Origin of the sequence: Mesorhizobium sp. M6A.T.Ce.TU.002.03.1.1, assembly GCF_003997275.1 — a bacterium.
GTDB classification, from domain to species: domain Bacteria; phylum Pseudomonadota; class Alphaproteobacteria; order Rhizobiales; family Rhizobiaceae; genus Mesorhizobium; species Mesorhizobium mediterraneum.
The window spans coordinates 157,039-176,953 of record NZ_RZTI01000001.1; the positions used below are offsets into that span (position 1 = coordinate 157,039).

A 19,915-nucleotide genomic window follows, 5' to 3' on the forward strand; every position below is an offset into this window, starting at 1 on the left:
GGTCCGCGCAACCGCGCCGCAAACCTTGCGAAATCGCCTAGCCGGAAATCCGCTCGATCACCGCGCCGCAGCCGGACAGCTTTTCTTCCAGCCGCTCGAAGCCGCGGTCGAGATGGTAGACGCGGTTGACCGTGGTCTCGCCTTCGGCCGCCAGGCCGGCGATGACCAGCGACACCGAGGCGCGGAGGTCGGTCGCCATGACCGGGGCGCCCTTCAGCTTCGAGACGCCGTCGACGATCGCCGTCTGGCCGGAAAGCGTGATGTGGGCGCCGAGCCGGGCAAGCTCCTGCACGTGCATGAAGCGGTTCTCGAAGATCGTCTCGGTGATGCGCGATTTGCCCTTGGCCATGGTCATCAGGCCCATGAACTGCGCCTGCAAATCGGTCGGGAACGCCGGGAAGGGCGCCGTCGCCACGTCGACCGGCGCAATGCCGGCGCCGTTGCGCCTGACGCGGATGCCGGAATTGGTCTGCGTGATCTCGGCACCCGTCTGGGAAATCACGTCGAGCGCGGTCTGCAGCAGGTCCGCGCGCGCGCCTTCGAGCACGACGTCGCCGCCGGTCATCGCGACGGCCATCGCATAGGTGCCGGTCTCGATGCGGTCGGGTATCACCCGGACGCGCGCACCCGACAGCGCTTCAACGCCGTCGATGGTGATGGTCGCGGTGCCGGCGCCGGAAATCCTGGCGCCCATGGCGTTGAGGCAATCGGCGAGGTTGACGATCTCGGGCTCGCGGGCGGCGTTTTCGAGCACCGTCTCGCCTTTGGCCAGCGAAGCCGCCATCATCAGCACATGGGTGGCACCGACCGATACTTTCGGGAAGACGTAGCGGTTGCCGACAAGACGGCCATTCCTGGTCTTGGCGATGACATAGCCGGTGTCGACGTCGATATCGGCGCCAAGCACCTGAAGGCCTTCCAGGAAAAGATCGACTGGGCGCGTGCCGATGGCGCAGCCGCCGGGCAGCGAGACCTTGGCCTCGCCCATACGGGCAAGCAGCGGCCCGATCACCCAGAAAGACGCGCGCATCTTCGACACCAGCTCGTAGGGTGCCGTGGTGTCGACAATGTTGCGGGCGGAAAAATTGATGGTGCGCGAATAGCCTTCTTGCTGCTTTTCGCGGCGGCCGTTGACCGAATAGTCGACGCCATGATTGCCGAGGATGCGGATAAGCTGCTCGACATCGGCCAGGTGCGGCACGTTTTCCAGGGTCAGCGTGTCGTCGGTCAAAAGCGAGGCGATCATCAGCGGCAGCGCGGCATTTTTCGCGCCCGAGATCGGAATGCTTCCGGCAAGCCTGTTGCCGCCGACAATTCTGATGCGATCCATGGAAGAAACGTCCCCTCGGCCGAAAGGCCGGTTTTCAATCGGTTGAGTCTGTTGTGGCCGGTCTAGACCATTGGCCGGCTTGGTTCAAGAAACAGGATTTCGGGCTTGGGCCCAGCCTGTTGATATAGTCAATCCTTTTGCGTTTCCCTTAAGGCATCGAGCCCGTCCGGCCGCTTGTCGGCGTCGCCAGTGCGCCGCGAGCGCGACTGCGCCTTGCGCTTCTGCAGATTGGCGCGCAATTGCTCCGCGAGCCGGGTCTTGCGGTCGGTCTTTTTCGATGGACCGCTTTTGTCAGGTGGAATTATCGTGTCGTTCATGGTTCCGTCCCGGCTGACGCTTAAAGCGACGTGCGTCCGCCTGGACGCACAAAGTACGCTTTAATACTTTTTATCTCGCCAATCCGTTCTCAAGGGATAGCCAACATTGTGGCGCCGCCATGTCCGGAAAACCCGCCGGAGCGGGCTTTCACAGATGACTTGCGCTTGGCCTTGCGCTTGCCGGTTCGATATGGCAGAAGCCCCGCCATCAGCGGCTGCGGTAGCTCAGTGGTAGAGCACTCCCTTGGTAAGGGAGAGGTCGAGAGTTCAATCCTCTCTCGCAGCACCAGTTTTCCTGAAGACTCTCAATAGTGTGCTTCGCCTGGTCATTTCTTCTTTCCGGCACCAGCAGGCGAACGAAGGCGCAACACGGCACCAGTATCCGTGGATTTTCCGTGGACTTTATCCCCGTTGCATTTACGAGTCGTGCGGAAATTCAAGCCGTCGACGAGGAGTGACGATGTGTCTCCCGTCGGCTAAAAGACGCGATGCCTGTTGTGGTCTTAATCGGATTGTTTGCGCTCTTGGCGATCGGCAAATTGTTTGAGCCGCTGATCGGTGGGATCGGTTTCTTTTTGTTGATTGGTATCGGGCTGCCCTGCATTATGGCCGCCTACTATTATGCTTGGGACCTTCGGAACCGAGACAAGTTTCGCAGAAAGTGACGGGCAGCCTGCCGAGCGCAAGCTGATGCTGGGTCAAACCTAAGCTGGATCCTGCTACAATCCCCTATGGCCGCTCGATTAGTGGTTATCCTGGTGCTGCTTTTCGCCTTCGCCTACGGATTCGCAAAACTCGTGGAACGTTATGGCGACGCTGGCGACAAGCCCTCTCCGTGTGAACAATGGCCGCATCCTGATTGTCCAGTCCCAAGCGCGCCTCCTCAGGAAGAAACTAAGCCTTGAGCGGGCGCGACCTCAAACGTCAGCGTTGATATGCCGTGGCAGCGGGTTCGCGCCGCGCCACCGGAACAAGAATTGCTCCGCCCCGTTTTAGATAAGTAAGCAACCCGTGGCGGCAGCAATCAAGCACCGCAGCTGAAGGTTGCTCGGAGGCTAATATGGGTAAGCAACTTACATCGGCTGCGGCAGGCATCCTTCTGCTCGTTGGTGTCAGCGCCGCCGCTGCTCAGGACGTCATCATTCAACCCGAGCAGGACACTGTGATCCGGGAATACGTGAAAAAGAAACCGTTGGCATCCCTCAGCCTTCCCGGCGTGGAGCTCAACATCGGCACTGCTCTGCCCGAGACAGTCGAGCTCTACGAGGTGCCGGACGTTCAGTACCGCTACGTAGTCATCGACGGCCGAACCGTCCTGGTCGATCCAGGTACCCGCAAGATTGTGAAGGTCTACGATTGACTTGACCCCTCCCGCTGAAGCCCGTCATGCCGAAAGGTGCGGCGGGCTGGCGCCTTCTCAGGCTCGGCTTGGACTTCTTCTGTGATGACTTCGAAGCGAGTAAGCCGGGAAAGACCGAAGCTCGTTGAGATGGCGACGTCATTCGCATCGCATCCCGTCGCCATTAGGATTCTGCCGATACGAGGCTGGTTATGCCGTGCATCAAAGGTGAACCAATGGCCGCTGAGATAGGCTTGGAACCATGCGTTGAAATCCATGGGATACGGCATCGGCGGTATCCCGATGTCGCCGAGGTAGCCGGTGCAATATCGCGCCGGAATGTGCATGCAACGGCACAGCGTGATTGCCAGATGCGCAAAATCACGACAAACGCCGGCCCGATCGGTTAGCGCGCCGTAGGCGGTCCGCAGCGTGTCCGCGGCCTGGTAGTTGAAGGCGATGTGTTCGTGAACGAAATCACAGATCGCCTGGACGCGCGCCCATCCGGGTGCGGTGTTGCCGAAATTGGCCCAAGCGAAGTCGCCAAGCCGATCGGTATCGCAATAGCGACTGCCGAGAAGAAACCTGAGCACGTAGTCGGGCAGCTCTTTGATATCGTGCTGGATGGCGTCGGCGACCACAATTTCTGGCTTACCGGTGTCATAGATTTCGAAGTTCGTTGATATCGTCGTCAGCCCGGCGGGCGCTTCTATTCTCGTGCATAGATTGCCGAAAGCGTCGATATAGCCGCGGGCCTCGCTCGGGCGATCGAAGCCGATGATTTGTTCTGTCAAAAGATCGATGCGACGTGAAGGATGGATCTCAAGGACGAGCAGCATCGGTGTCGGCTGCGGACATTCGTAGGCAAGCTTGAAACCGGCGCGGATACGCATGGCAGCTCCAACGCGTTGATTTCAGCAAACTCCAGACTGTCCGAACAGTTCCGCAAAACATTAGGGTTCTCTAATTTCCATTGGTGCCGGCTTCCTTCACCACCTTGACCTCCACCGTCATGCCGAGAAAACTCGACGCGCTGCCGGAGTAGCTTCCAGAAAGAGGGATGGCTTGCTGCGGGTGCCTGGCGACGGCCACCCTGATCAGATCCCGGTTGCCGACAATGCCATTGGTGGGATCGAACTCGACCCAGCCCGCGCCAGGCAAATAGACCTGGCACCAGGCATGCGTCGAACCGCCGCCGAGGACAGAAGCACTATCGCGGTTCGGCACATAGACATAGCCAGTCACAAAACGCGCGGCAAAACCCAGCGAACGAACTGCTTCCATCATAAACAGCGCAAAGTCCCGGCATGTGCCTCGACGCAGGTGCAACGTCATGAGCGGCGGTTGCGTCCCTGGTTCAGTTCGACGGGAATACACAAAGCTCTCGTGGATGGCATAGCAAAGCGTCATCAACAATTTGCCCGTCTCGGTATGCCCTCTGGCACTCACGAACTGTCGTGCCCATTTGCCGATCTCGTCGCCGTCATCGAGATGATGGCGCTCCATGGTTTGAGTGAGGTCGGTTGCCTCGTCGGGATCATAGGAGAAGGGATAGCTGAGTGCCGCTTCATCGATCCGGAAATCAGGCGCATGCTGCGGTGTGTGATCGAGCCGAATGTCTGTCACGAAACGCAGTTCGTCTTCGGAGCCCTTGAAGTCGACTACCGCAACGCAGTTTCCGAAAACGTCGTGGATCCAGCGAATCTCTTTGGGCTCGGGGTTCACAAACAGCGCGTGATCGAGAAGTCGCTGATCGAAACTATCGCGCGGCCTGAACATCAGCCGGTGCTCGCCAAACGTCACCGGTTGCGTGTAGCGATAGACGGTCGTGTGCTTGACTGAAAAAATCGGCATTGGCTTGCGTCGACCACCTGCGATATCAGCGCAATCATATATCTTTTTCGATGTGCAGCGGACAAAATGGAGGCTTCCGCCTCGACACGGCCCGCATCAGGCGCCGTAGGCCTAAGCCTTTTGCAATCTCCAATTGGTAGACTCTCTCAATGCCCCGGAACTTAATCTTTGCGCCAAGGAGGGGCCAAGGCGAGGAACGTCGCAAACGGGAGGAAATAATGAACGAAGACTACGATCTGGCCATAGGTCACGACAAGCCCTACGAAATAGCTGCTTTCGCTGAAAAGCATGGCATTACGATAGGGGCTGCCGAACTGATCCTTTTCGCCTATAGCCCGTCCCGAGCGGCGTGCGATACTGCCGCAACGGCTTTCCTCACGGCAGTCGCCGCACAAGCCAACAGACAATCGGCGCGCTAGCTCTCGTTCCGAACATCCTGAAAGCGACAGTGGCGTAGATCACCTCGCCACCATCGCATACACGTCGCCCGCCGCTCATTTCGGAGCGGCAGACTTTGGACGGTGCCGAAGGCTGCGCCGATCGACGGCGCAGCCTTCTGAACGCTCAGGTGAGGCTTCTGGACCAGTCGTCTATCTGGCGCTCTGCCTCTTCCTTGGCGATTCCATACCGCTCCTGAATACGTCCTGCGAGTTGGTCACGATTGCCCTCGATGCGATCAAGGTCATCGTCCGTGAGGTCGCCCCATTGCTCCTTGGCCTTGCCTTTGAACTGCATCCATTTTCCCTTGATTTGATCCCAGTTCATGGATTCCTCCTTTGTTGTCTGGAGGAAATGCATATGGACACCACACGTTCCCGAACGGCGGATCGCCCATGACGATTATTATGGGCGACGCAGCAAAGCCGCCGGCCGGAGCCAGCGGGGCGGAGAAGGGGATCGAATGGAACCGTCCGCGTCTTGAAATCACACTCGACAGGAAGGTTCCCCAGCGGGATCAGCTGGCGCGCGCCAAGGCGATCGATATGACGTTATCTGCATCCGCCTCCGGTAGATCGAACAGCATCGGGAGTTGGCGGGTCATGGCCATTTCAACGATCAGCTCTTCGATGGAAGCTGTCGGCAGGTCGGTCTCGACACTATTCGAGATCATCGAGGCAAGCTTGTGGACTGGCACTGGTGCCGACTTCGCACGGTCGTCGAGCAACCTGCTGATTTCGATTACAACGTCTGCGTCAATGCTCTTTGGCAATTCGCGCATGGTTTTTCCTCCCTGCCGATATCATGCGCGTGCCAGAGGGCTGAGTCTCGAAAAATCGACGTATGAGTTTAGCCGAAGGCGTGCGTCGGTCCGATTGTTTTTGGCCTTGCGTTCGGGTCTGCGGCGAAAAGCCGAGGCGCCCTGGTGTCGCATGCGGCAACGAATTCGCCCCTTTTGCGTTGGCCAATCATACATCGTGAGCAAACGTGACCAAAGGAGAGTAAGCATGACAGCCGACGCGGCGAAGCTCTATCCCCGCCACCGGGATCGGATCTCCGGCAGCGAGGACTACATAGTAGCGCATTTTGCCCGGCAAAACGGCATCACCCCAGCGCAAGTCCATCAGTTGATCAAGAGATATGGAAGCAACCGCGCCAAGCTGGTGGCGGCGGCGAAGGAACTTCGCACGTCGCTTCGATCGGATGTCCCCAAGCCCCTGCTAGGCTCGGGCCGCCGCGCCGGACGTCTCAACGCCGGTGTTGATGCCAGAAATGGCTTAGAAACGCGGTGAGGAGACTGCTGAAAACAATCCAGCCAAGGATTTCGTTTTCAGACTTTTCAATCCTGGCCGCCGTCGCCAGCTTCTGTTCGCGATCACTTGCTTTGATGGTCGCCTCCAGATCGGATCGGCTGCCATATCGAACCGAGTAGGCTCGTGTAAATTCGGCGCCCAGCAGAAAGATCTCGGACGAATAAAAGACCCACAACAGCACGACGAGCAATGCGCCGGCTGCGCCGTATGACGATGCGGTTGCGCTTGCTCCGATATACCAACCGATCAGCGACTTGCCGATCGTGAAGAGAAACGCCGTCACCACCGCGCCGATGCCAACGTCGCGCCATCGCAGCGCGCGATCGGGCAGGACCTTGTAGATTGCCGCGAACAAAAGCGCGATCAGGGCAAACGAGACGATCCCGTTGATTGTGCTCAGGATAATGGTGCCGAAGGGCAGATATGCGTTGATGATTTCGCCAAGCGCAGAAATTGCAGCGCTCGCGACCAGGGACACCAGGAGCAGGAAGCCAAGCGCGGCGACGAGCCCAAGGCTTGCGGCGCGGGCCCGCACAAGCCCGGAAATCGATGTCTTAACCGGTTTGACTTTCCAGATTTCGTTCAGCGCAAGTTGCATTTCGCCGAACACGCCGGATGCGGTGACGAACAGCGTGACGAGCCCCAGGATGGCCGCAAGAGTGCCCGCCGTCCGATGGGAGGCATTTTCGATTGTCGCTTGCAAAAGCTCCGCGCTCTGCGGCCCCATCAGACCCGCGAGCTGGGCCGAAAGGGCAAGTTGCGCCGCATCATTTCCGAAGGCCAGGCCAGCGATAGCGACAACGATGAGCAGGATCGGCGCAAGCGAGGTTGTGGCATAAAACGCCATTGCTGCCCCGTGACTCAGGGCGTTGTCATTGATGAAGCCGACAATGCTCTCCGCAAGGAGTGCCCAGCCCTCTTTCGCCAGATTCCACATGCTAGCCTCACCTGCCTCTCAGCAAGCAATTAGAGGCAGCACGGCAACGGACCAGAGCAGCAGATGGGTAAGTCCGTTTGGATCCGGAGTTTAGGTGATGGATCTTGAGTTGTTTGACGAGGTGCCACTGCGACGACGAGGAGGTAGCAGGCGGCCGAGATTGCAGATCTGGGAGCGGGCGTGGCGCTCTTTTGCGGCAATACGGGCCAGGTTTGACGTGATGAATGTTTTCCTGCAGCGTTGCAGTTCAGCAACAGACTTCGGGGAGATAGCCGGCTACTGTGGGGGATATTCTGGAGCCGACGAGGGGTGCCATGTTTTCTATCAGACGGACTGCTTTGACCGCCACGATGCTGCTTGCCTGGGGCGGATGCGCTCTCGCGGCAGACCCAGTGTATGAGGAGCCCGTGGTCGCTTCAGTCTATGACTGGAGCGGTGTCTACCTTGGCGTGCAAGGCGGATATGGCTGGGCTGATGCGGATGTGACGATTTTCACCAATCCACCACTTGTTGGAACGGCCGATCTGGACGGAGCATTTGTTGGAGCGCTTGCCGGCTATAATTTCCAGTCCGGAAATTTCGTGTTCGGTGTCGAGGGTGACATAAACAAGAGCTGGATCGAGCTCGACGATGACGGAGACGCCGAGATCGACTGGTTCGGGTCCGTGCGCGGACGCGTGGGCTACGCTTGGGATCGCACATTGCTTTTTGGCACGGCCGGTATTGCTTTTGCGCATGGCGAAGTGTCTACGGTTGTGGAAGATGACGATATGAGCTTCACCGGCTGGACCGCGGGGCTCGGTGCGGAACACGCTTTCACCGACAACTGGCTTGGACGGGCCGAGTATCGCTATTACGATTTCGGCACGGAAGACATCACGCGCGGGGAAGTCGACCTGACGATGCACACCGTCTCTGTAGGCCTCGCATACAAGTTCTAGTCTAAACGAAGCCAGCAGACGAACCGACTGCGGTCCCTGGACGACCCATGCCGGCCTCAGGCAATTGAGCGCAGGCTTGGGCACCGTCGTCGCTCTGACGGCAGCATGACTGCGGTGTGGGCGTGAACTCATTTTGTCATGCCAACCTCGCCTGAGACCCTGTCGGGGCGCGCCGCGCCCGACAGGGGCGTCTCCTCGTCTCTGAACAGTATCCAGGCTGAACCTTATCCGCTCGCGACCTGAGAGCCAGCCACAAGAAATTGCCTACGGCGGCCGGTTTCGTTGGCAAAAGGTGGGCGTTCCCTGCTATTCCCCCTTCAAATCAAAAGCAGTGGACTTGCGCATGACCAATGTCGCCCTGACCGGGCTTGCCCGCGATCTCGCCAAGCGCGCCGCGGAAGGCCGTCCGGTGCGCATCGGCGTCATCGGCTCCGGCGAGATGGGCACCGACCTGGTGACGCAAGGCATGCTTATGCCGGGCATTTCGGTGTGCGCCGTTTCGACCCGGCGCCCGCACACGGCACGTGACGCCGTCCGCATCGCCTATGGCGACGAGGCGATGGCACGGGAGGCCGATACGCCGTCGAAGGTCAGCGAGGCGATCGAGAGCGGCAAGATCGCCATCACCTCGAACGAGATGCTGGTGACCAATCCGCTGATCGACGTGGTGATCGACGCCACCGGCAAGCCAGGCGTCGCCGCCGATTTTGACCTGATGGCGATGGAGCACGGCAAGCATCTGGTGATGATGAATGTCGAGGCCGACGTTACCATCGGCTGCTATCTGAAGCAGCAGGCCGACCGGCTCGGCGTCGTCTATTCGGTCGGCGCCGGCGACGAGCCGTCGAGCTGCATGGAACTGATCGAGTTCGCCTCGGCGCTCGGCTACACCATCGTCTCGGCCGGCAAGGGCAAGAACAACCCGCTCAACCATGACGCCGTGCCCGACGACTATCGCGCGGAAGCGCTCCGCCGCAACATGAACCCGCGCATGCTGGTCGAGTTCGTCGACGGCTCGAAAACCATGGTCGAGATGTGCGCCATCGCCAACGCCACCAGGCTGGTGCCTGATGTTGCCGGCATGCACGGCCCCAAAGCCGATCGCGATGAATTGGCCAAGGTGCTCATCCCGCGCGCGGATGGCGGCATCCTGTCGAAGAAGGGCGTCGTCGACTACACGATCGGCAAGGGCGTGGCGCCCGGCGTCTTCGTCATCGTCGAGGCGACTCATCCGCGCATCATCGAGCGTATGGACGATCTGCATATCGGCCACGGTCCCTATTACAGCTTCTTCCGGCCGTATCATCTGACCTCGCTGGAAGTGCCGCTCACCGCCGCGCGTATCGCGCTCTACGGCAAGCCGGACATGGTGCCGCTGCCGAGGCCGGTTGCCGAGGTCTGCGCCGTGGCCAAGCGCGATCTGGCGGCAGGAGAGACGTTCGATGCGATCGGCGAGACCTGCTACCGCTCGTGGACCATGACTGTCGAAGAGGCTCGCGCCAACCGCGCCGTGCCGGTCGGCCTGCTCGAAAGCGGCAAGGTGCTGAAACCGGTCAGGAAGGGCGAGCTGCTGACATCAGGCAATTCCGCACCCGACCCGACGACCAGGCTGTTCGCCTTGCGCCGGCTGCAGGATGAGATGCTGTACGGGGCTTGATGCCGTCGAGAGCGGGAGCTATCGGACGGCTTTCGTCCGAGCACGCTGGTATTGTCATGACAAACTCTCTATATTGTAGTGACAGCGAAGCGGAGGCCAATTACATGAATCTTCAGATCAGGGACCCGCGCGCACGCGAACTGGCGCGAGAGCTTGCTGCCAAACGAAAGATTTCGATGACCGAAGCGGTCATCGAAGCGCTTGAATCCGAATTGAAGCGGGAAAGCGGACGCATTCCTCTGGCGGAGCGGCTCGCTGCCATTGCCAACGACTTCAAGGCCAAGGCAGGCCAGGGCGGTCGGGCTGTCAACAAGGATGAGATCGACGAAATGTGGGGACATTCCTAATGTTCGTCGACACCTCCGTGGTTGTCGCGATTCTTTCAGGAGAAGAGGATGCCGACGAGTGGAGCAACCGCATCGACGCAGCGCCCGCAAGGATAACTTCGGCGCTGGTCGTGCTTGAAGCGGCGATGCGGCTTTCAACGATGCTCGCCGTCCAGCCGGGTGTCGCCGGCGACGCGATAGAAGCGTTTCTTCGAGAGGCTGAAATCGAAATCGTGCCGATCGACGCCGGCGATGCAGCGCTCGCGATCCAGGCGTTTTCAAACTATGGAAAGGGGCGTGGGCATCCCGCCCAGCTCAACTTAGCCGACTGCCTTTCTTACGCCTGCGCAAAAAGTCATGGCTCCGCACTGCTCTACAAGGGTAACGACTTTTCGCATACCGATCTCGCGTAATCCGCGAAGCCGCGCCTACTTCCCCAACTCGATCGACCTTAGCCGTGCCGCTTCCACGGCTTCCGTGAGCAGGTGGGTCAGCCGCTCCTCGCCCATCAGCACGGCAAGCGCGGCTGCCGTCGTGCCATTCGGGCTGGTCACCTGCTGGCGCAGCACGCCCGGATCTTCGCCGCTTTCGGCGGCGAGCGAGGCGGCGCCATAGACCGTCTGCATCGCCAGCAGCCTGGCGGTTTTGGTCGGCAATCCGGCCCTCTCGGCCGCCACGGTCAGCGCTTCGATGAAATGGAAGATATAAGCGGGGCCGGACCCGGACACCGCCGTCACCGCGTCCATCAGGCCTTCGTCGTCGATATCGGTCACTTCCCCGCTCGCCGAAAGCAGGTCGGCGACAAAGCGCTTGGTGGCGTCGGACACCAGCCTGTTGGAAAACACCACCATCATGCCCTTGCCGATGGCCGCCGGCGTATTGGGCATGCAGCGCACGATCGGCGCGCGATCGCCTAGAATGCCCTCGAAAGTGGCGACCGGCGTTCCGGCGGCGATGCTGACGAAGGTGGTGCGGCCATCGTTGAAGCGCTGGTAGGCGGCGGTCACGTCGCGGATCACTTGCGGCTTCACCGCGATGACGACGAGGGCTGGCACCGCGTCCGCCGGAATGCCGCCGGCATCCGCGGCGGCACCGCAGCCCAGCGCTTCGGCGCGCTTGCGCAGATCGGCATTGGGCTCGACCACGATAACCGCCGCCGGGGGGAGCTTGCCCGATTTCAGCCAGCCCGAGAGCATGGCGTAACCCATATTGCCGCAGCCGGCGAGAACGAGCCTGATCGTCATGGAAAACCTCCGCTAAAAGGTTCTCCCATAGACGCTCGCGACTAGGCGGGAAAGCCCTCTTGGGACGGATGGCGTGAGGACAGGCCCCGAACTGCCATCGGCCGCAGCGACACCTGCCTCAGGCCGAACATGCCGAACACGAAGAACAACCAGACCGGATCGGCGCGATGGAAGAAGAAGCTTTCGAGGAAGGCGTTCAGCGCTGCGAACAGCACCACCATCATGAAGAAGTCGCCGAGATAGATGTTTTCCTTGCGCAAGGGGATGCGCATGTAGTCGCGCAGCGGCGCGATCAGGAACGTGTAGACCGCCACGCAGAGCGCCGGGATGCCCATCAGCACCGCGATGTCGAGATAGCCATTATGGCCATGCACGATGGTTCTGATATCCCAGGCCCGGTCGAAGGGCTGGTCCTGGTTGAGCAGCAGCGGCGTGCCCCAGAAGCTCTCGTAGCCGTAGCCGGTCCATGGCCGCTTCGCCAGCATCTCGCCGGCGAACTCCCACAGCGTCGTGCGTCCGGTGTAGGTCAGGTCGGGGAAATAGAGTGCCGTCAGATGCTTCACCGGCGGCAGGAAGACGATGCCCAGTGTGGCGACCGCCGTGGCGATGACGGCCAGCGCAAACAGAAGCGGCGTCCCAAGCCGCATGCCGATCAGGCTCGGCAGCACGACGATCAGGATCGAAAACGGCACCAGTCCCGCGGTCGTCTTGGAACCGGTGTGCAACATGAAAATCATCGCCGCGCAAAAGATCGACGCGCCCCATAGCCGCTGTCCGCGCCGATAGAGGTACAGCCCGGCGAAGCTGAAACAGGCCATGACGGGCCCGGCGATATTCTTGTGGGTGAACACGCCGCGCCACAGGCCGGCATGTTCCGGCTCCAGCGAAGCGGTGGTGTGCAGCGCCTCGTGCGGAAATAGGATGAGGCCGACATAGGAGAGGCCCATGACGACGACGGTGGTAAAGATGATGACTTTCGAGAAAGCCTCGGCGTCACGGGTCAGCGCCAGGATCGTCGCCATCGTCAAGATGCCGATCAGCGTGAACGAGGCGGCGCGCATGGCCGTCGGCGGGTCGGTTGCCATCACCACCGACAGCACGAGGAAAGCCAGCATCAGCAGCCAGGACGGGCTGAGCAGCGAGCGCACCACGCGCGGGTCGGCGAAAGCCATCAGCGAGAAGATCGAGATCGCGCCAAGCGAGCCGAAGCCGAGCTGGTTGACGATGTCGCCGCCGTCGCCGGTCATTTCGGCGCCGGCCGGCTGGAAGGGGCGGAACGACACCAGGATGACGGTGAACAGCAGCGCCGCGATCGCGGTCGCGACGCCGTCGCGCGTGAACGCCGCGCTGAGCGGCGCGCGCTCAGTTCTTCTCAGGCTGCCGGTATTGCTCATTGGCATATCCGAATTCGGCAAGCACGCGGCCGAGGGCGACATGAATGGGGTATAAGGCGGCCGCCGATGATCCCGTCCGCATCAGCCTGGCCGCGCCGCGAAACGGCGAGGCGGCAAGCAGCGCCAGGCTCTTTAAAAAGACCTTGGTACCGGCGAACGGCGTGCCAGCCCGTTTTTTCTTCTCGACCAGTGTCGAGATGACGCCATTGCGCAGGCTGCGGGCGCGGATCCAGTCGGCTTCGACGCGCCGGGCCGGGACGCTTTCCCGCACTTGCGCCTCGGCGCACCAGCCAAGCACAAAGCCTCTTTGCGCGGCGCGGCTCAGGAAATCGGAATCGCCGCCGCCTATGAAGTTGAATTTCAGGTCGAGGAAGGGCGGCCCCATGGCGGTGAGCACGTAACGCCCAACCAGCAGATTGCCGGAGGAATAGAGCGCAGGCACACGCCTGGTCTCCCGGTAGGGTGGCGCAAAGACCGGGTGCTCGGCCCATCCAGCATGGGCGGCGTCGGCAAACACAGGCCTTTGCGGGCCACCGACGATGTCGGCACTGAGTGTCTCGGCCGCCGTGCACATGCGCTCGAGCCATTGCGGATCGGCGATCTCGTCATCGTCGATGACCAGCAAGTGCCTGAAATTTGGAAAGTGCAGGATCGCCGTCTGCCAGCCGGCATTATAGGCGCTGCAATTGCCGCGCTCATGCGCAATGATGACCATGCCTGATATCTCGCCGCGCTCGAACAGCGGCAGCGCCGCCCTGGCGCCGGCGCGCGCCTCGGCCTCGTTCTCAATGACGATGATTGCGAAGCGTCTGCCGGTTTGCTGGGCCTTGAGCGATGCCAGCGTCGCCAGCAGCTGCTCGGGCCGTTTGAAGGTCGGCAGCGTCACGACCGCCTCGACGGCCGTCGTGACAAGCCCCGGAGAGCGCCCCGCGATCGATACCGAATCGTCCGATGGCAATGGGATCATCCGTGTTCAGCCCGGGATGGTGAGTTTGGTTCTTGATAGCATCGCGACGATAACGTTTCGTTAATCACCTTTCGCGGACAAGCCCGCAAATCCGCGACTCCAGGCCGCCAAATACCTTCACTTAATCAACGCTTCACCGCGCTTTGCTAGCTGTATCCGCTCAGGATAGGTGAGATGCATCTGCTGTTCGCCACATCGATCGTGCCCGACGGCGCTCTTGCCTCGGGCTATGAGATTGCCAATGCCGCGATCATCGCCGCGTTGCGGCGTGCCGGCGCGCGCGTCACCGTGATCGGCTTCACCTGGCCCGGCAAGCCTGCGAGCGATCCGCAAAACACCATCGTGCTCGGTGCCGTCGATGTGCGCACCGAAAGCGCGTCATCGCTGCAAAAGCTCGCTTGGGTTGCAAAGGCGCTGCTCTCCGGCCTCACTTTCGCGTCGGTCAAGCTGCGCGTGGTCACCGACAGCGAGGTCCAGGCCGCCGTCGATCGCGCCGGCCCTTTTGACGGCTATGTCTTGAATTCCGTGCAGTTCGCCGGCGCCTTCGAAAGCCTCTTCGGCGACCGGCCGTCGATCTTCGTCGCCCATAATGTCGAGCACAGTTCGGCGCTGCAGAACGCCGCTGCTGCCGGCAGTCTCTTCCAGCGCATGTTGTTTCGCCGTGAGGCCAAGCTGCTCAAGGTCATTGAAGCACGGCTTTGCCGCCGGGCACGCTTCGTCTTCACGCTGGCCGAGGAAGATCGCTCAGCGCTCGGCGTCGGCTCCGACGATCGTTCGGCGATGCTGCCGCTGGTGACTTGCGCCGAGCCGCCCGCGCAAAAAACCCTGCGCCGTATCGATTGCGACGCGGCGTTGATCGGCACCTGGACCTGGCAGCCGAACCGCATCGGCCTCGATTGGTTCCTGGACAAAGTGGTGCCGCATCTCAGGCCGGATTTCCGGGTCAGGATCGCCGGCAGCGTGCCGCCGGGCGTCATTTCCACGCATCCCGGTGTCGAATTCGTCGGCCGCGTGCCGGACGCGCAGGCCTTCGTGTGCAGTGCCACCGTCATCCCGCTGATCAGCACCTCCGGCAGCGGCGTGCAGCTCAAGACCATCGAGACTTTCGAACTCGGCCTGCCTTCCGTTGCCACCAGCCATTCGCTGCGCGGCATCGATCATCGCCCGGTCAATTGCGTCGTGGCCGACGATCCGGTCGCCTTCGCCGGCGCCCTGGAAGCCGCGACGGCCAATGTCAGGGACGTCGACGGAAGCGCTTTCCACCGCCGGCAGGTGAAAGCGCTCGATGCCGCAATCAGGCTCGGCCTGAAAAAGCTCGATCCCATCAGGCAGGAGGTGTTCGCGTGAACATGCACACCGCCCGCGCCGCATTCGGGGTCGACAGTTTGAAATCGATCCTCGGTATATCCGTCCTCGCCATCCGCTGGGACGATGCGGTCGCTCTGCTGACCCGATTGATTGCGGAGCGACGCTTCACCAAGGTCAGCTTTCTCAACGCCCACAATGCCAATGTCGCCTACACGGAGCCGGTCTTTGCCGAGGCGCTCGACGATTTTCTCATCCTGCCTGACGGTGTCGGTGTCGATCTGGCGGCGAAACTGCTCTACGGAACGTGGTTTCCCGACAATCTCAACGGCACCGATTTCATCCCTGCTTTCCTCCAGGCGTCCGCCAGGCCGCTGACCGTGGGGCTGCTCGGCGCGACGCAGGCCAACGCCGAGGCGGCATCGAAGAAGCTGGCAGCGCTCGCGTTGCAGCACAGATTCGTGGTCATCCACGACGGCTATTTCTCCCCCGCAGAGGAGCCGGCAATCGTCGATCGCATCGCCAGATTGCGGCCGGACGTGCTGCTTGTCGCCATGGGCGTGCCGCGCCAGGAATTGTGGATCGCGCGCCACATCGATGCGCGCCACTGCACACTGCCGATCGCCGTCGGCGCGCTGCTCGATTTCCTGAGCGGCGCGGTGCCGCGGGCGCCGCTGTGGATGCGCCGGCTCAGGCTCGAATGGCTGTTTCGGCTGTGGATCGAGCCGGGCCGCCTCTGGCGCCGCTATGTCGTCGGTAATCCTGTGTTTCTGTGGCGCGTCATTGGCCAGAAATTCTTGCGCAGGCCCGCCCCTGCCAGATCAGGCCGCGGAGCAGGCTCCGGAGTGGGCCGTTGAACAGCCGGTTCGTGCCGAGCCCTGCCGCCGCCCCCGATGTCCTTCGCCGGACGCCGACGGCGGCGGTCGTGACGGCAAGCTATGCGCCGGATTTGGAGCGTTGTCGCCTGCTGTGCGAAACCCTCGACCGCTACGTTTCCGGCGTGGCGCACCACTATATTCTTGTCGAGCATCGCGACGTGGCGTTGTTTCGCCAGTTGGAGAACAGCCGCCGCACCGTCGTCGACGAGCGGGACCTGTTGCCGCGCTGGCTGCACGCCTTCGACGATCCACTGAGCCTGTTCCGCCGGCGCATCTGGCTCAGCCTGAAGACCATGCCGCTGCGCGGCTGGCATGTGCAGCAGCTTCGCCGCATCGCGATATCAGCGCGTGCCGGGGAAGACGTGCTGATCTTCTGCGATTCCGACGTGGCGTTCCTAAAACCTTTCGACTGCAGCGCCTTCTGGCGCGATGGCAAGGTGCGTCTGTTCCGCCGCGACGGCGTGCTGTCCGAAGGCCATGAGGAACACCGGATCTGGTCGCGCAATGCGGGCTCGGCGCTCGGCATCGAGCCATCAGAGGTTTCCACCCACGATTACATTTCGACGCTGATCGCATGGCGCCGCGAAACAGTGACCGCCATGTGTGCCCGGATCGAGAAGGTCCATGGCCGCAACTGGGTCGAAATCGTCGGTGCGGTGCGCAAATTCTCCGAATGCATGATCTACGGCCGCTATGTCGACGACGTGCTCGCCGGTGCCGGCCATTTCCACGGCTCGGAGGAATTCTGCCGCGTCCACTGGACGGGCGAAGCGCTGTCGGATGACGAGTTCCGCCGCTTCGTCGCCGCCATGGCGCCGGAACAGGTGGCCATCGGCATGCAGTCCTTCATCGGCACGGATATCGGCCGAATCCGCCGCCTGATCGGGCTCGACTAGTCCTTGGGTCAGACCCTGAACGACCGGTTTCGACCCCTTGCCGTTTTGCCGGTAGGGGTGATGAAAGGGTGGAAGTCACCTGTTACAGACGGAAGCGCAGGTTCCGTCGCGTGAGTTCGTTGACCGAGGTGCAGCCCATCAGCTTCATGCCACGCTCGATCTCGATGTGCATCAATTCCAGCGCGCGTTCGACGCCGGCCTGCCCGGCGGCCGCCAGTGGGAAGAGATAGTAGCGGCCCAATCCGACGGCTTTTGCGCCCAGCGAGAGCGCCTTGAGCACATGCGTGCCGCGCTGCACGCCGCCATCCATCATCACATCGATTCTGTCTCCCACCGCATCGACGATCTCCGCAAGCTGGTCGAACGCGGTACGCGAGCCGTCGAGTTGTCGACCGCCGTGATTGGAGAGGACAATTCCGGTGCAGCCAATCTCGACCGCACGCCTGGCGTCCTCGACCGACATGATGCCTTTCAGGCAGAACTGTCCGCCCCAGTGCTGCACCATCTCGGCAACGTCGTTCCACGACATTGCGGGGTCCAACATCTCCGTGAAGTAGCGGCTGATCGACATCGCGCCGCCGCCCATGTCGACATGACCGTCGAGCTGCGGCAGCTTGAACCGCTCATGCGTGTAGTAGTTGATCGCCCACGATGGTTTGACCGCGAACTGGGCGATACCAGCGAGGTTGAGCTTGAAGGGAATAGCGAACCCCGTTCGCTTGTCACGCTCGCGGTTGCCGCCGGTGATGCTGTCGACCGTCAGCATCATCACCTCTACTCCCGCCTGCTTGGCCCGGGCCATCATCTCGCGGTTCAATCCGCGGTCCTTGTGAAAGTAGAATTGGTAGACTTGCGGCCCATTGCTGATCTGGCGCGCCTCTTCGAGGCTGACGGTGCCGAGCGAGGAGACGCCGAACATCGTGCCATATTTCGCCGCCGCTGCCGCCACCGCACGTTCGCCCTGATGGTGGAACAGGCGCTGGAGCGCTGTTGGCGAGCAGTAGACCGGCATCGCCAGCTTCTGGCCCATGACGGTCACCGACATGTCCACATTGGTCACGCCGCGCAGGACATTCGGCACCAGGTCGCAGTCATCGAAGGCAGCCCTGTTGCGCCGATAGGTGACTTCGTCATCTGCCGCGCCGTCAATGTAGTTGAAGATCGGTCGGGGAAGGCGCTGTTTGGCCATGCTGCGGAAGTCATGGAAGTTGTGGCAGTTGCTCAGACGCATCTCATCACTCTGTTGGCCCGGGCCCAACCCTATTGGCCCGGGCTCACCTGCCCGATAGCACACTGCCGCGCAATGCCTAACTGAGGCGGGCTGAACGAGGGACGGCCGCAACGGGCCGGGCGTCGGCGGCCAGCTGATCGACCTTACACCGGCTTCGCCGGTTTGCGCATCGCCGAATAGGTGAGCAGCGTCGAGGCGAGGTAGAGCAGCAGGAAGACGACATTGAGCGACAACACCAGATCCGGCGTGTCCAGGATCGTGGTCAGCACATAGGTCAGCAGGACCGCCTTCAGCCCGGCAAGCAGCGCCAGATTGATCGCCCGCACCAGCGTCTGGCCGCGCGCGAACAGAAGCTCGGCCTGGTATTCGACCAGGTTGCGCAGGCCTGGCACGCAGATCGCCAGCGCCACCAGAGGGGCGGCCTCGGCAACATTCTTGCCCAGCGCGTTGGGAAAGAAATGCAGCACGATGGCGAGCGCCGCCAGCGCCAGCGTCGAGACCAGGAACACGCCGCCTTCGATGCCGCTCTTGACCGAAAGGCGCGACAGCAGTTCCGGCGCGCGCATCATGCGCTGCACCAGCATCATCGAGAAGGTGCGGATCGGGATCGCGGTCAGGTCGACAAGCCGCATGATGATGGCATAGATGCCGGCGAGGTGCGGACCGCCGATCGCCAGCACCAGCAGCTTGTCGAATTCCATCTGCAGGTAGAACAGCACCTCCGCGCCGGCCACGTAGATGGAATCGGCGAGCCGCCGCAGATAGAGTTCCAGTCGCAGCCGCAGCCTCTGGCGCGGATAGAAAAATCCGAAGGCGATGAGCAGCGAGGCGGCGTTGGCGCCGATATAATACCAGGACCAGACCCCTATGGTCGGCTGCGCAGCGAACATGAACAGCACGGCGCCGAGCGCCCGCAAGGCCGTTGCCAGGATCGTCAGCAGCGCGGCGCGGCCGAACTTGCCGAGGCCGTTGTTGACGATCAGCGCGACCTCGACCGGCCGCCATAACAGCGCCTCGGCAAAGACGATCGCCGCAAACACCGACAGCGGCACGGTGCTGGCAAAGAAGATCAGGTAGACGCCGTAGGAGGCGGCAGCCAGCAACGGCAGCGATATCACTCCGAGCAGAAGGAAGCCGGCGGTGAAGGTGCCGATCAGATTGGGGCGGATGGTGGCGGTTCGGTAAAGCGCCGAGATGAAGCCGAAGCCCAGGATGCGCGACAGCATCACGCCGGCCGCCGAAGCGGTCGCGAACACGCCGAACTCGGCGATGGACAGCGTGTTGGCCAGCGCGATGAAATAGGCGAGCGAAAACACCAGCCGCCCGCCTGCGCCGCTGATCGCCGAGAGATAGTCGCGAACCAGTCCCCGTCGCTCGGCCACGAAAGCGCCGATCCGGGCGAGGGGCCGCCTTTGCGGGATGTTGCCAGCCTGAGTCATGTGTCGGAGACAGCATAGGTTGGAAAGTTTAACGCGCCGTTCTGAACGCTTTTTGTTGCTTCAAGAAGGACACAACCGAAGAGGGAAACCTCATCTTCAAGGCAGAGAA

General features: G+C 61.7%; 22 protein-coding genes and 1 tRNA gene. 11 read left to right on the forward strand and 12 right to left on the reverse strand.

The features are described from left to right. Positions 1–37 precede the first annotated feature (37 nt). Together murA and EOC93_RS00735 are read right to left on the reverse strand one after the other, a co-directional pair. The gene (gene murA / locus EOC93_RS00730) at positions 38–1,330 is read right to left on the reverse strand and encodes a UDP-N-acetylglucosamine 1-carboxyvinyltransferase (RefSeq protein ID WP_127203580.1); all 1,293 of its coding nucleotides are present in this window, start codon (positions 1,328–1,330) and stop codon (positions 38–40) included. A gap of 128 nt (positions 1,331–1,458) precedes the next feature. Further along, positions 1,459–1,647, reverse strand: coding sequence for a hypothetical protein (locus EOC93_RS00735; RefSeq protein WP_095483509.1), 189 nt, complete (start codon positions 1,645–1,647; stop codon positions 1,459–1,461). Between the two features lie 214 nt (positions 1,648–1,861). Between EOC93_RS00735 and EOC93_RS00740 the strand changes: the two genes are divergently transcribed. Both EOC93_RS00740 and EOC93_RS00745 read left to right on the forward strand, forming a co-directional pair. Beyond that, positions 1,862–1,936 (forward strand) — tRNA-Thr (locus tag EOC93_RS00740). A 771-nt stretch (positions 1,937–2,707) separates the two neighbouring features. Beyond that, complete coding sequence (locus EOC93_RS00745; RefSeq protein WP_095483510.1) at positions 2,708–3,007, forward strand: DUF1236 domain-containing protein; 300 nt, start codon at positions 2,708–2,710, stop codon at positions 3,005–3,007. Here the strand turns inward: EOC93_RS00745 and EOC93_RS00750 are convergent. Next, positions 2,998–3,879, reverse strand: a complete 882-nt coding sequence (locus EOC93_RS00750; protein WP_095483511.1) for a transglutaminase family protein — start codon at positions 3,877–3,879, stop codon at positions 2,998–3,000. The genes EOC93_RS00745 and EOC93_RS00750 overlap by 10 nt on opposite strands. 70 nt (positions 3,880–3,949) lie before the next feature. Further along, a complete protein-coding gene (locus EOC93_RS00755) occupies positions 3,950–4,840 on the reverse strand; it encodes a transglutaminase family protein (RefSeq protein ID WP_126103670.1) in 891 nt (296 codons plus the stop codon). Between the two features lie 218 nt (positions 4,841–5,058). Between EOC93_RS00755 and EOC93_RS00760 the strand changes: the two genes are divergently transcribed. Beyond that, complete coding sequence (locus EOC93_RS00760; RefSeq protein ID WP_127203581.1) at positions 5,059–5,259, forward strand: hypothetical protein; 201 nt, start codon at positions 5,059–5,061, stop codon at positions 5,257–5,259. Between the two features lie 145 nt (positions 5,260–5,404). On the opposite strand, the gene EOC93_RS00765 is transcribed toward EOC93_RS00760, so the two are convergent. Beyond that, a complete protein-coding gene (locus tag EOC93_RS00765) occupies positions 5,405–5,605 on the reverse strand; it encodes a CsbD family protein (protein WP_095483513.1) in 201 nt (66 codons plus the stop codon). 190 nt (positions 5,606–5,795) lie between these two features. After that, positions 5,796–6,059, reverse strand: coding sequence for a hypothetical protein (locus EOC93_RS00770; protein ID WP_127203582.1), 264 nt, complete (start codon positions 6,057–6,059; stop codon positions 5,796–5,798). Positions 6,060–6,285: 226 nt separating this feature from the next. On the opposite strand from EOC93_RS00770, the gene EOC93_RS00775 reads away from it, so the two are divergent. Continuing rightward, positions 6,286–6,570 (forward strand): DUF3606 domain-containing protein, encoded by a 285-nt coding sequence (locus EOC93_RS00775; protein ID WP_127203583.1) that lies wholly within the window; start codon positions 6,286–6,288, stop codon positions 6,568–6,570. Here EOC93_RS00775 and EOC93_RS00780 read toward each other — a convergent pair. Beyond that, positions 6,527–7,528: a YihY/virulence factor BrkB family protein gene (locus tag EOC93_RS00780; RefSeq protein ID WP_126103669.1), complete on the reverse strand. Its 1,002-nt coding sequence runs from the start codon at positions 7,526–7,528 to the stop codon at positions 6,527–6,529. The two genes, EOC93_RS00775 and EOC93_RS00780, sit on opposite strands and share 44 nt — an antisense overlap. A gap of 338 nt (positions 7,529–7,866) precedes the next feature. On the opposite strand from EOC93_RS00780, the gene EOC93_RS00785 reads away from it, so the two are divergent. The 4 genes from EOC93_RS00785 to EOC93_RS00800 all read left to right on the forward strand — a co-directional run bounded on the left by EOC93_RS00785 (position 7,867) and on the right by EOC93_RS00800 (position 10,865). Then, on the forward strand, positions 7,867–8,469 hold the full coding sequence (locus EOC93_RS00785; RefSeq protein ID WP_245461339.1) for an outer membrane protein: 603 nt from the start codon (positions 7,867–7,869) through the stop codon (positions 8,467–8,469). Positions 8,470–8,812: 343 nt separating this feature from the next. Beyond that, entirely contained in the window at positions 8,813–10,126 is a 1,314-nt protein-coding gene (locus EOC93_RS00790; protein WP_127203584.1) for an NAD(P)H-dependent oxidoreductase, read from the forward strand. 104 nt (positions 10,127–10,230) lie between these two features. Beyond that, on the forward strand, positions 10,231–10,473 hold the full coding sequence (locus tag EOC93_RS00795) for a type II toxin-antitoxin system VapB family antitoxin (RefSeq protein ID WP_095483518.1): 243 nt from the start codon (positions 10,231–10,233) through the stop codon (positions 10,471–10,473). Then, positions 10,473–10,865, forward strand: coding sequence for a type II toxin-antitoxin system VapC family toxin (locus EOC93_RS00800; RefSeq protein WP_127203585.1), 393 nt, complete (start codon positions 10,473–10,475; stop codon positions 10,863–10,865). The genes EOC93_RS00795 and EOC93_RS00800 overlap by 1 nt, the downstream gene beginning before the upstream one ends. Before the next feature lie 15 nt (positions 10,866–10,880). Here EOC93_RS00800 and proC read toward each other — a convergent pair whose 3' ends face one another. Genes proC through EOC93_RS00815 form a run of 3 tightly spaced genes read right to left on the reverse strand, consistent with a single transcriptional unit; the run spans position 10,881 to position 14,057 of the window. Continuing rightward, the gene (proC, locus tag EOC93_RS00805; protein ID WP_127203586.1) at positions 10,881–11,696 is read right to left on the reverse strand and encodes a pyrroline-5-carboxylate reductase; all 816 of its coding nucleotides are present in this window, start codon (positions 11,694–11,696) and stop codon (positions 10,881–10,883) included. 41 nt (positions 11,697–11,737) lie between these two features. Next, positions 11,738–13,090 carry an O-antigen ligase gene (locus EOC93_RS00810; RefSeq protein ID WP_127203587.1) on the reverse strand — a complete coding sequence of 451 codons (1,353 nt, stop codon included), beginning with the start codon at positions 13,088–13,090 and terminating at the stop codon, positions 11,738–11,740. Further along, entirely contained in the window at positions 13,059–14,057 is a 999-nt protein-coding gene (locus tag EOC93_RS00815; RefSeq protein ID WP_095483522.1) for a glycosyltransferase, read from the reverse strand. The genes EOC93_RS00810 and EOC93_RS00815 overlap by 32 nt, the downstream gene beginning before the upstream one ends. Positions 14,058–14,231: 174 nt before the next feature. On the opposite strand from EOC93_RS00815, the gene EOC93_RS00820 reads away from it, so the two are divergent. Genes EOC93_RS00820 through EOC93_RS00830 form a run of 3 tightly spaced genes read left to right on the forward strand, consistent with a single transcriptional unit; the run spans position 14,232 to position 17,136 of the window. After that, the gene (locus tag EOC93_RS00820) at positions 14,232–15,404 is read left to right on the forward strand and encodes a glycosyltransferase family 4 protein (RefSeq protein WP_127203588.1); all 1,173 of its coding nucleotides are present in this window, start codon (positions 14,232–14,234) and stop codon (positions 15,402–15,404) included. Next, complete coding sequence (locus EOC93_RS00825) at positions 15,401–16,219, forward strand: WecB/TagA/CpsF family glycosyltransferase (protein ID WP_127203589.1); 819 nt, start codon at positions 15,401–15,403, stop codon at positions 16,217–16,219. The genes EOC93_RS00820 and EOC93_RS00825 overlap by 4 nt, the downstream gene beginning before the upstream one ends. Continuing rightward, entirely contained in the window at positions 16,216–17,136 is a 921-nt protein-coding gene (locus EOC93_RS00830; protein WP_127203590.1) for a DUF6492 family protein, read from the forward strand. Before EOC93_RS00825 ends, EOC93_RS00830 begins: the two co-directional genes overlap by 4 nt. A gap of 82 nt (positions 17,137–17,218) precedes the next feature. Here EOC93_RS00830 and EOC93_RS00835 read toward each other — a convergent pair whose 3' ends face one another. Together EOC93_RS00835 and EOC93_RS00840 are read right to left on the reverse strand one after the other, a co-directional pair. After that, entirely contained in the window at positions 17,219–18,367 is a 1,149-nt protein-coding gene (locus EOC93_RS00835) for an alpha-hydroxy acid oxidase (protein WP_127203591.1), read from the reverse strand. Positions 18,368–18,510: 143 nt separating this feature from the next. After that, positions 18,511–19,806 carry a lipopolysaccharide biosynthesis protein gene (locus EOC93_RS00840; protein WP_127203592.1) on the reverse strand — a complete coding sequence of 432 codons (1,296 nt, stop codon included), beginning with the start codon at positions 19,804–19,806 and terminating at the stop codon, positions 18,511–18,513. Positions 19,807–19,915: the final 109 nt, after the last annotated feature.